The organism is Actinosynnema sp., from assembly GCF_052038725.1.
This window is the reverse complement of the sequence record NZ_JBQGCX010000085.1, coordinates 1-9,991: the sequence shown is the minus strand read 5'-3', so window position 1 is coordinate 9,991 and position 9,991 is coordinate 1. Positions and strand designations below refer to the sequence as shown.

9 protein-coding genes are annotated in these 9,991 nt (G+C 74.3%); 4 read left to right on the top strand and 5 right to left on the bottom strand.

What is annotated here, in order from left to right:
• Positions 1-633: 633 nt before the first annotated feature.
• Both ACTUAL_RS01685 and dnaG read right to left on the bottom strand, forming a co-directional pair.
• Entirely contained in the window at positions 634-1,173 is a 540-nt protein-coding gene (locus ACTUAL_RS01685; protein WP_440899021.1) for a hypothetical protein, read from the bottom strand.
• 50 nt (positions 1,174-1,223) lie between these two features.
• A complete protein-coding gene (gene dnaG / locus ACTUAL_RS01680) occupies positions 1,224-3,113 on the bottom strand; it encodes a DNA primase (protein WP_015800117.1) in 1,890 nt (629 codons plus the stop codon).
• A 28-nt stretch (positions 3,114-3,141) separates the two neighbouring features.
• Here dnaG and sigJ point away from each other — a divergent pair, with 28 nt between their 5' ends.
• The gene (gene sigJ, locus ACTUAL_RS01675) at positions 3,142-4,116 is read left to right on the top strand and encodes an RNA polymerase sigma factor SigJ (protein WP_440899020.1); all 975 of its coding nucleotides are present in this window, start codon (positions 3,142-3,144) and stop codon (positions 4,114-4,116) included.
• A 12-nt stretch (positions 4,117-4,128) separates the two neighbouring features.
• Here the strand turns inward: sigJ and ACTUAL_RS01670 are convergent, their stop codons facing one another.
• On the bottom strand, positions 4,129-4,854 hold the full coding sequence (locus ACTUAL_RS01670) for a Type 1 glutamine amidotransferase-like domain-containing protein (protein ID WP_440899019.1): 726 nt from the start codon (positions 4,852-4,854) through the stop codon (positions 4,129-4,131).
• Positions 4,855-5,010: 156 nt separating this feature from the next.
• Between ACTUAL_RS01670 and ACTUAL_RS01665 the strand changes: the two genes are divergently transcribed.
• The 3 genes from ACTUAL_RS01665 (at position 5,011) to ACTUAL_RS01655 (ending at position 8,098) form a co-directional block, all read left to right on the top strand.
• Positions 5,011-5,649 carry a YdcF family protein gene (locus ACTUAL_RS01665; RefSeq protein ID WP_096497646.1) on the top strand — a complete coding sequence of 213 codons (639 nt, stop codon included), beginning with the start codon at positions 5,011-5,013 and terminating at the stop codon, positions 5,647-5,649.
• Positions 5,650-5,719: 70 nt separating this feature from the next.
• Complete coding sequence (locus tag ACTUAL_RS01660) at positions 5,720-6,973, top strand: deoxyguanosinetriphosphate triphosphohydrolase (protein WP_440899018.1); 1,254 nt, start codon at positions 5,720-5,722, stop codon at positions 6,971-6,973.
• 69 nt (positions 6,974-7,042) lie between these two features.
• A complete protein-coding gene (locus tag ACTUAL_RS01655; protein WP_440899017.1) occupies positions 7,043-8,098 on the top strand; it encodes a serpin family protein in 1,056 nt (351 codons plus the stop codon).
• 41 nt (positions 8,099-8,139) lie between these two features.
• On the opposite strand, the gene ACTUAL_RS01650 is transcribed toward ACTUAL_RS01655, so the two are convergent.
• Both ACTUAL_RS01650 and ACTUAL_RS01645 read right to left on the bottom strand, forming a co-directional pair.
• The gene (locus tag ACTUAL_RS01650) at positions 8,140-9,597 is read right to left on the bottom strand and encodes a SulP family inorganic anion transporter (protein ID WP_096491919.1); all 1,458 of its coding nucleotides are present in this window, start codon (positions 9,595-9,597) and stop codon (positions 8,140-8,142) included.
• Positions 9,598-9,695: 98 nt separating this feature from the next.
• Positions 9,696-9,991 (bottom strand): carbonic anhydrase (locus tag ACTUAL_RS01645; protein ID WP_440899016.1); only part of this gene is annotated, 296 nt, incomplete at its 5' end.

Here is a 9,991-nt window from a genome sequence, read left to right as displayed (position 1 = left end):
ATCCCACTGAACAAGCTGCTGGAACTGCTGGAGGAACACCCGCCAAAGCCAAAGCCGAAGCGCTAGTGCAGCTAGTACGAGCGCCGAGTGGTCCACAGGTGCGGTGGTCGGGGCGCTCGGCTGCCGCGCCCGTGGACAGCTCGCCGCCTTGGCGGCGACGACCAGCCCACCGGCTTGCCCTCGGAACTGAGGGTCACCGGGACGTGAGGTGCCACGTCTTTGCCTCGTTTAATGACGGCAGACGTCCACAGCGCACGGTCCACAGTGGTCGTTCGCGGACGTTAAGCGGCCTGATGGCGAGTGATGCCGAGTCAGCTTGACAAATGACGGCAGAGTGGACTTGTAATCCGTCAGGTCGTGGGTTCGAACCCCACCCGTCCTACGCACTCCACCAGCGGAAACAGACTTTATCATGATCATTTAGTCATGCCTTGCCCATGGGTTTGCCCGTGGCGATCGGGCGATCATCCGCCGTCCTACCTGCGTCGATGCCCTCAACCGAGGTGGGACCACTGCCCAGTCAGGCAGTGGTCCAGTTCTGCGGGCACGGGCCGTGACGAGCAGCAGGGTGGGATTCGGGGGATGTGGGGTTCACTCGGACGAGGGATTCCCGAACCCCCTCTGCCGTCCGCGCTACGCCGGGTCCCAGTGGGCGGTGCCCGTCGCCAGGGCAGTCACCTGCTCCACCGCCGCGGCGCGGACGCGGTCCGGGGCGGCGCCTGCGTCCGCTCGCACGTGCAGCACCGCGCCGTCCCTGCCGGGGATCTTGCGCAGCAGGAACCACGCCCCCACCACGTTGTCGCGGCGCCGCTGGCGAATCGCCTGGGTGACCCGCTGGTGCACCTGGTCGGTCAGCTTTCCCGGTCGCTCCACGGCGTAGCGGACCGGGCGGAGGTCTCGGAGCAGGACGGCCGTGCCGCCCGTCTCGGCGGTCACCACCTCGTCCTCCACGGCCTCGGTCACCGTCAGCGCCTTGCCGTCCCACGTCGCCTTGCTCACCAGGTGCCACCCGACTCGCCTCGGGGGCTGCTCCGGCAGCCACAGGCCCAGCGGGGTCGCCACCAGCCAGCCCTCGCCGGACGGCGCCGAGGCGGCCACGTGCTCCTCCGGTTCCAGCGCCCCGGTGAAGCCCTCCGGCGCGCCCGAACCGAACAACCTGTCCCACAGACCCATCAGCAAGCCCCCAACCACAGCGTCCGCCCGACCAAAAGCCAAGCCAAGAGCTACAGGCCGTTGATGCCCTGCTGCCCCAGCTCCTTGTGGTACTCCTCCAGCGCGATCAGGTCCCCGAACAAGGCTCGGTACTCGTCCGCCTCCTCGATCGGCGACACCCGCCGCAGCCTCGACTTGATCTCGGTGATCTGCGCCCCGACGAGAACCTGCTGCAACCGCGCCAGCACGCTCTGCACGTACCGGTACTCGTCGCCCTTGGTCCGCAGCGGCTCCACCGCCAGCTCCGTCAGCAGCGGCCTCGCCGACGGCACGGGGCACGCCTGGCCGACCGCGTCCACCAGCGCGGGCCCGGTCAGGCCGGACGCGGTGCCGCCCGCCTCGCGCAGCGCGCGGTGCAGGGCCAGGTACAGCGGGTTCGTGAACGCCTCGTCCGGCAGCGAGTCGTAGTACGGGCTCACCATCTCCGGCACCTGCAGCGCCGCCTTCAGCGCCTCCCGCTGGTGCCACAGCGCCGGGTCGCGCGGGTTCGGGCGCGGGGGGGCGTCCACGGCCACGTCGAGCGCGCCCTGGTTCGGGTCGACCGGGCGGCGGCGCGGGGCGGCCTTCGCGGTGCCGGTCGCGGTCTCGCGGACCCGCCTCACCACCGACGCCTCGTCCTCCCAGCCGACCCACCACGCCAGCCTCGTGGCGTAGCCGTCGCGCTTGGAGCTGTCCTTGATCTGCGCGACGAACGGCACCATCTTCCGCAGCGCCTCGGCGCGCCCGTCGACCGAGTCGAGGTCGTAGTCGCGCAGCTGGGCCTTGATCGCGAACTCCACCAGCGGGGTGCGCCTGGCGACCAGGTCGCGCACGGCCACGTCGCCCTTCTCCTGCCGCAGCTCGCACGGGTCCATGCCGTCCGGCGCGACCGCGATGTACGTCTGGGCCGAGAACTGCTGCTCGCCCTCGAACGCCTTGAGCGCCGCCTTCTGCCCTGCCGCGTCGCCGTCGAAGGTGAAGATGACCTCGCCGTTGACCGAGTCGTCGATGAGCAGCCTGCGCAGCACGTTCATGTGGTCGGCGCCGAACGCCGTGCCGCACGACGCGACCGCGGTGGGCACGCCCGCCAGGTGCATCGCCATGACGTCGGTGTACCCCTCGACCACCACGGCCTGCCGCCGCTTGGCGATCTCCCGCTTGGCCAGGTCCAGCCCGAACAGCACGTGCGACTTCTTGTAGATCGGCGACTCGCTGGTGTTCAGGTACTTGGCCTGGATCGGGTCGTCGTCGAAGATCCGGCGCGCGCCGAACCCGACCACGTCGCCGCCCAGGTCCCGGATGGGCCACAGCAGCCTGCGGTGGAACCGGTCGATCGGGCCCTGGCGGCCCTCCTTGGTCAGCTGCGCCTTGATCAGCTCGGTCAGCTCGAACCCGCGCCCGAGCAGGTGCTTGGTGAGCTTGTCCCAGCCGTGCGGGGCGAAGCCGCAGCCGAACTGGCGGGCGGCGGCCTCGTCGAAGCCGCGCTGCGCCAGGAACTCGCGGGCGGGCATCGCGTCCGGCGTGGCCAGCTGCTCGGCGTAGAACTCGGCGGCGGCCCGGTGCGCCTCCAGCAGCCTGCTGCGGGTGCCGCGGTCGCGCTGGATGGTCGCGCCGCCGCCCTCGTAGGTCAGCTGGATGCCCGCGCGGTCCGCGAGCCGCTCCACGGACTCCACGAAGCCCAGGTGCTCGATCTTCATGATGAACGCGATGACGTCGCCGCCCTCGCCGCAGCCGAAGCAGTGGAACGTGCCGTGGCTGGGGCGGACGTTGAACGACGGCGACTTCTCGTCGTGGAACGGGCACAGGCCCTTCAGCGAGCCCCCGCCCGCTCGGCGCAGCGAGACGTGATCGCCGACGACGTCCTCGATGCTGCTGCGGTCCCGCACCAGCGCGATGTCGGTCTCCCGGATGCGTCCTGCCACGGCGACCGAGTCTAGTGCTGGCAGACTGGTGCTCGTGACCACCACGGGGGACGGCGGGGTTCCGGACGGCTCGGACCTGGCGCTGGAGCTCCAGGAGCACCGCGCGCACCTGGTGGGGGTGGCGTACCGGCTGACCGGGTCCGTCGCGGACGCCGAGGACGCGGTGCAGGAGGCGTGGCTGCGGCTGTCGGGGCTGTCCGAGCGGGCTCGGGCGCAGATCCGCGAGCCGCGCGCGTGGCTGACCACGGTGGTGGGCCGGGTGTGCCTGGACCGGTTGCGGTCGGCGGCGGTGCGGCGGGAGCGGTACGTGGGCAGCTGGCTGCCCGAGCCGCTGGTGGGCGAGGTCGTGGACGAGCCGCTGGACGCGGTGGTGCGCGACGACGGGGTGCGGATGGCCGCGCTGGTCGTGCTGGACCGGTTGACGCCCGAGCAGCGGGTGGCGTTCGTGCTGCACGACGCGTTCGGGCTGCCGTTCGACGAGATCGCGGCGGTGCTGGGCGTGGAGGTCGCGGCAGCGCGGCAGCACGCGTCCAGGGGCAGGCGCGCGGCGGCGGCGGCGGACCCGCCGCCCCGCGTGGCGCTGGCCGAGCAGCGCGAGGTGCTGGGGCGGTTCGTGGCGGCGCTGGCGGCCGGTGACGTGCAGGCCGTGCTGAGCCTGCTGCACCCGGACGCGCTGGTGATCAGCGACGGCGGCGGCAAGGCGCGCGCGGCGATCAACCAGGTCGTCGGCGCGGACCGGGTGGCGCGGTTCATGCTCGGGCTCACGCTCAAGCACGGCGGGCTGGGCGACGCGCGGCCGGTGCTGGTGAACGGGGACCTGGGGCTGCTGCGGCAGGCGAGCCCGGAGGTGTCGCGGCGGATCACGTCGGTGGTGGTGCGGGACGGGCTGGTCGTGGCGCTCTACGACATCTCGAACCCGGACAAGCTGGGGCACGTGGACTTCGACGGACCTGCCTCCGACGGACCTGCCTCCGACGGGCCGAGGGTCGCCGAGGCGGGCTGAGGGCGCGGCGGCTCACAGCCGCCGCACGTCCAGCGCCTCCTCCACCACCCCGCCGCTCCCGTCGGGCCACACCACGCACGCCCCGGCGCCGTCGCGCTCGGCGACCGCCTCCACCAGCTCCACCCCCCGGTAGAGCAGCCCGGCCCCGTCGTCGGTGCAGTGCGTCACCGGCAGCTCGCCGCCGCCCACCGCCGCGCGCACGGCGGGCCGCCGCGCGGGCTCCGAGTCCAGGTGCACCCCGCTGCCGTACGGCAGGAACCCGAGCCCGTCGCGCACCACGCGCAGCTCGGGCCCGAACGAGTCGGTCACCCCGCCCTCGTACCAGCAGATCGCCCCGGCCGACACCCCGCCGAGCACCACCCCGGCCTCCCAGGCGCGCCGGAACACCGGGCCCAGCCCGTGCACCCGCCACACCGCGAGCAGGTTCGCCACCGACCCGCCGCCGACCCACACCACGTCGTGCTCCAGCACGAACGAGGCGACGTCGTCCACCGGCGGCATGGTGAACAGGTTCAGGTGCGCCACGTCCCACCCGGCGAGCTGCCCGGCCTCGCTCAGGTGCGCGTTGAAGAACCGCTGGTCCCCGTTGGCGGTGCCCACGTGCAGCAGCCGGGGCCGACCGGTCGCGCCGGACAGCTCGACGGCGAACCGCACCAGGTCGCCGAACTCCAGCGACGTGCGCCGCCCGGCGCGGAAACCACCCGAGGTGGCGAGGATCGTCGGTTGCTCCGCAGGCATCCCCAGATCCTGGCAACGCCCCGCGCGCCCCGGCAACCGGGAACCCGCAGTCGCCCCCGTCCCGGTCGCGTTCACCCGAACCGACCACTCCCCCGCCGCGCCGGGCGGCTGCCGAACGGCCCGCACCCCGCGTTGTGGAACCATGACCGGGTGCGCATGACGCTGCTGGCCCGGCTCCGCCGCTACGTCCAGAGAACCCTGCTGGGCGGCATCGCGATCGTCCTGATCGTCACAGGGGGCACGACGTTCCGGGTCTGGCAGGTGGCCAGGGACGACGACCGCACGCACGCGGACATGGCGGTGGTCCTGGGCGCCGCGCAGTACAACGGGGTCCCCTCGGACGTCCTGGCCGCCCGGCTGGAGCACGCGCGCAGGCTCTACGAGCAGGACGTGGTGGACTACATCGTCACCACCGGCGGCCGTCAGCCCGGCGACAACTTCACCGAGGGCGAGGCGGGCCGGATCTGGTTGGAGGAGCGCGGGGTGCCCGCCGACCGGGTGATCGAGATCGGCGAGGGCACCGACACGCTGGGCAGCATCAAGGCCGTCGCGGAGCGGGCGCACGAGCGCTCGCTCAGGACCGCGGTGATCGTCAGCGACCCGTGGCACTCGCTGCGGGCCCGCACCATGGCCGAGGACCAGGGCCTGGACGCGTGGACGTCGCCGACGCGCAGCGGCCCGAACGTGCAGACCCGCGAGATGCAGCTCTACTACATCCGCCGCGAGACCATGGCGCTGATGTACTACCACCTGCTCAAGGCCCCGGTGGACGCCGTGGACGACATCCCGATCTAAAAGCCGATCTCCACACGGCGGTCGTCTCCCGGCCACGTCCGGGTCGCCCGCCCTCCCCTACGGTGTTCGGATGAACCCCGGCTACTCCGACCACGACGGCGCCAGGCTCCTCCCCGAACCGCCGAAGGCCGCCGTTCTGCCCGGTTCGCGCACCGAGCGCCGCACGCCGTACGCGCGGGACCGGGCGCGGGTGCTGCACTCGGCGGCGCTGCGCAGGCTGGCGGGCAAGACCCAGGTGGTGGGCCCCGGCGAGGGCGCCGAGGTCACCGGCGTGCCGCGCACCCGGTTGACGCACTCGCTGGAGGTCGCCCAGATCGGCAGGGGCATCGGCGAGGAGCTGGGCTGCGACCCGGACCTGGTGGACACCGCCGGTCTGGCGCACGACATCGGCCACCCGCCGTTCGGGCACAACGGGGAGCGCGCGCTCAACGAGCTGGCCGGGCCGTGCGGCGGGTTCGAGGGCAACGCGCAGACGCTGCGCATCCTGACCAGGTTGGAGCCGAAGACCGACCGGGGGCTGAACCTGACGCGGGCCTGCCTGGACGCGGCGACGAAGTACCCGTGGCCGAGGCAGCCGGGGCTGGTGAAGTTCGGCGCGTACGAGGACGACCTCGACGTGTTCGACTGGGTGCGGGAGGGCGCGCCGGGGCGGGAGCGGTGCCTGGAGGCGCAGGTCATGGACTGGGCCGACGACGTGGCGTACTCGGTGCACGACGTCGAGGACGGGGTGCTGGCGCACCGGATCAACCTGTACTCGCTGGGGGTCGCGGAGGAGCGGACGGCGATCGCGGAGCTGGCGGTGGCGAACCGGTTCTCGACGCGGTCGGTGGCAGAGCTGGAGGCGGTGGCGCAGGAGCTGGCGGTGCTGCCGGTGATCGCCGAGCTGGGGCACTACGACGCGACGCTGCGCGCCCAGTTCGCGCTCAAGCGGTTGACCAGCGAGCTGGTGGGGCGGTTCGCGTCGGCGGCGGTGGGGGCGACCAGGGCCGAGCACGGCGACGGGCGGCTGACCCGGTACGCGGCGGGGCTGGTGGTGCCGGAGCGGGCTGCGGCGGAGGTGGCGCTGCTGAAGGCGATGGCGGTGCGGTACGTGATGAGCGACCCGGTGCGCAGGGCGAAGCAGGAGCGGCAGCGGGAGCTGATCACCGAGCTGGCGCACGCCCTGCTGGAGCGGGCTCCGGGGGCGCTGGACCCGGCGTTCGCCCCGGCCTGGCACGCGGCGGGGGACGACGCGGCGCGGTTGCGGGTGATCGTGGACCAGGTGTCGCTGTTGACGGACGCGCAGGCGGTGGCGTGGCACCGGAGCCACGTGGAGGGGCTGTGACCGGTGGCACACTGGGGTGGTGGCTGAGGGCGCCCACCCGGTTCCCGGACGACGTGTGGAGGTGATCGGGTGCGCGACCGAGGGCACCTGACGTTCGCGCTGGCCCTGCACGACGCGCTGGCCCCGGACCGCACCCGGTCCGCCTGCTGGTCGCCGTACTCGGTCGCCAGCGCGCTCGGTCTGCTGGCCGAGGCGGCGCGCGGGCGGACCCGCGAGGAGCTGCTGGCGCTGCTCGGGCCCGGCGGTCCCGAGCTGGTGCGGGAGAGCGGGGTGGGCGCGCCCGCCGAGTTCGCCGTGGCGAACACCCTGTGGGCCGCCGACGACCTGCCGCTGGTGGACGGCTTCCTGCGGCGGCTGGCCGACTGGCCCGGTGGCGCCGCCCGCTCGGCCCCGTTCGCGGACGACCCGGAGGCGGCCCGCGCGCTGATCAACGCCGACGTCGCGGAGACCACCCGCGACCTGGTCCCGCAGCTGCTCCGGCCGGGCTCGGTACGGGCGGACACGGTGTCGGTGCTGGTCAACGCGCTGTACCTGAAGACCGCGTGGATGACCGCGTTCCCCGAGCGCGCGACCGCCGACCGGCCGTTCCACACCCCCACCGGCACCCGTCCGGTCCCGACGATGCGGGTGACCGCGAACGCCCGGCACGCCGCGCGCGCCGGGTGGCAGGCGGTCGCGCTGCCCGCCGAGGGCGGGGTGGAGCTGGTCGTGCTGCTGCCGGACGGCGGGCTGGGCGCGCTCGACGGCGTGCCCGAGGTTCTGGACGGGCTGGAGCAGCGGCGGGTGGACCTGTCGCTGCCGAGGGCCCGGCTGGAGTTCTCCGCCCGGCTGGGCGGGGCGCTGCGCGGCCTGGGCGTGCGGGCGGTGTTCGGCGCGGGCGCGGACCTGGGCGCGCTCAGCCCGGACCCGAGGCTGGTGGTCGGCGAGGTGGTGCACGAGGCGGTGCTGCGGGTGGACGAGCAGGGGCTGGAGGGGGCCGCGGCCACGGCGGTGCTGACGCGCGCGGCGGCGTTCCGGCCCGCCCCGGAACCGCTGGTGGTGCGGGTGGACCGACCGCACCTGCTGCTGGTGCGGCACGCCCGCACCGGGGCGGTGTTCTTCCTGGCGCAGGTGGTCTCGCCGTAGGGGCGGCGCGGGACCGGTGGCCCCGCGCCGCCCGAGCGTGATCAGCCCGCGCCCGGCCCGATCAGCTCCACGTCCCCCCGCCTGGCCGCCCACTGCTCCACGGCCTGGCGGCACGCCTGGTCCTGGTGCCGCACGCCCGCCATGTCCAGCCGCAGCCTGCGGTCGCCCGGCACCGCCTCCAGGCGGTCCAGCAGCTGGGGGAGCCGCAGGAACGTCGCGTTGCCGCGCACCTCCACGCGGTCGCCGTCCACGGTCACGCTCAGCCGCGACACGTCCCACGCCGTCTTGACCACGGCCGCCAGCAGGCCGGCGAGGGTGCCGGTCAGCAGGTCGGTGGTGACGATCAGGGTCGCGGTCAGCACCAGCACCGCCGCCTCGGCCCGGTCGGTCCTGGCCAGCGCGAGCACCCCGCGCGGCGCGAGGAGCTTCCAGCCCGCGTGCACCAGCAGGCCCGCCAGCACCGCGAGGGGGATGGCCGCCAGGGTCTGCGGCAGCAGCGCCACGAACACCAGCAGCCACACCCCGTGCAGCACCCTGGCCGCCCTGGTCCGGGCGCCCGCGTCGACGTTCGCCGCGCTGCGCACGATCACCGCCGTCATCGGCAGCGCGCCGACCAGCCCGCACAGGGTGTTGCCGACGCCCTGCGCGACGAGCTCGCGGTCGTAGTGGGTGCGGGGCCCGTCGTGCATCCGGTCCACCGCCGCCGCGCTGAACAGGCTCTCCGCCGACGCCACCAGCGCGAAGGTCAGCACCGCCCCGATCAGGGCGGGCGTGACCGGGGCCTCGCCGACGAACGTCAGCTCGTCCGCCAGCGCGCCGACCTGGATGCGCGGCACGTCGAACGCCGCCCCCGCCGCGCTGGCGACCACCACGGCCACCAGCACGCCGGGCACCCTCGCCAGCCGGTGGGGCGCGTGCCGCTTCCACAGCACGGCCACCACGACGGTCAGCGCGCCGAGCGCCGCCGCCGGGCCCGGCAGGTCGGGGACCAGCGCGGGCAGGCCGAGGAACTTCTCGGCCGTCGTGCCGGGCGCGGCGCGGCCCACCAGCGGGTAGAGCTGCCCGAGGATGAGCACCAGGCCGATCCCGGCGAGCATCCCCTGCACCACGGCGGGCGAGATGGCCCGGAACCAGCGGCCCAGGCGCAGCGCGCCGAGGAGGACCTGGAGCAGGCCCGCGCCGAGCACGATCAGGCCCAGCGAGGCCGCGCCGTGCGTGGCGACGGTGTCGGCCACCAGCACGGTCAGGCCCGCCGCCGGGCCGCTGACCTGCATGGTGCTGCCCGGCAGCAGGCCGACGACGACGCCGCCGACCACGCCGGTGACGATGCCCAGCTCGGCGGGCACGCCGGACGCCACCGCGATGCCGACGCACAGCGGCAGCGCCACCAGGAAGACCACGAGCGAGGCGCCGAGGTCGGGGACGAGGGTGGACCCGAGGCGGGTCCTGCGGCCCGGCCCGCGCTCGCGGGGGACGGGCTGCTGGAGCTGTTCGGTCACTGGGGGCTCCGTGAGGTTCGTGGGGGTGGCTTCCGCGCTCGCGGGGAGGCTCGGCCGCGGACTCGCGGGAGGGTGCACGGGCGGGCTCGCGGGAGGGCTCACAGGGGGCGGAAGCCCGCGGCTTCGAGCGCGGGGCGGCGGTGGCCCTCGGACCCGGCGCGCGCGGTGGGCTGCGGCTCGTGCGTGGACACGACGCCGGTCTCGATGTCGTAGAACCAGCCGTGGACGCGCACCGCGCCGCTCGCGACCCGCTCGGCCACGAACGGGTAGCGGGTGAGCGCGTCGAGCTGGGTGAGCACGTGCCTGCGGCCCTCGGCGCGCAGGGCGGGGTCGTCGGCGCGCTCGCCGGGCGTGAGGTGCTCGGTGAGCCAGCGGCGCAGGTGCGGCAGGTGGT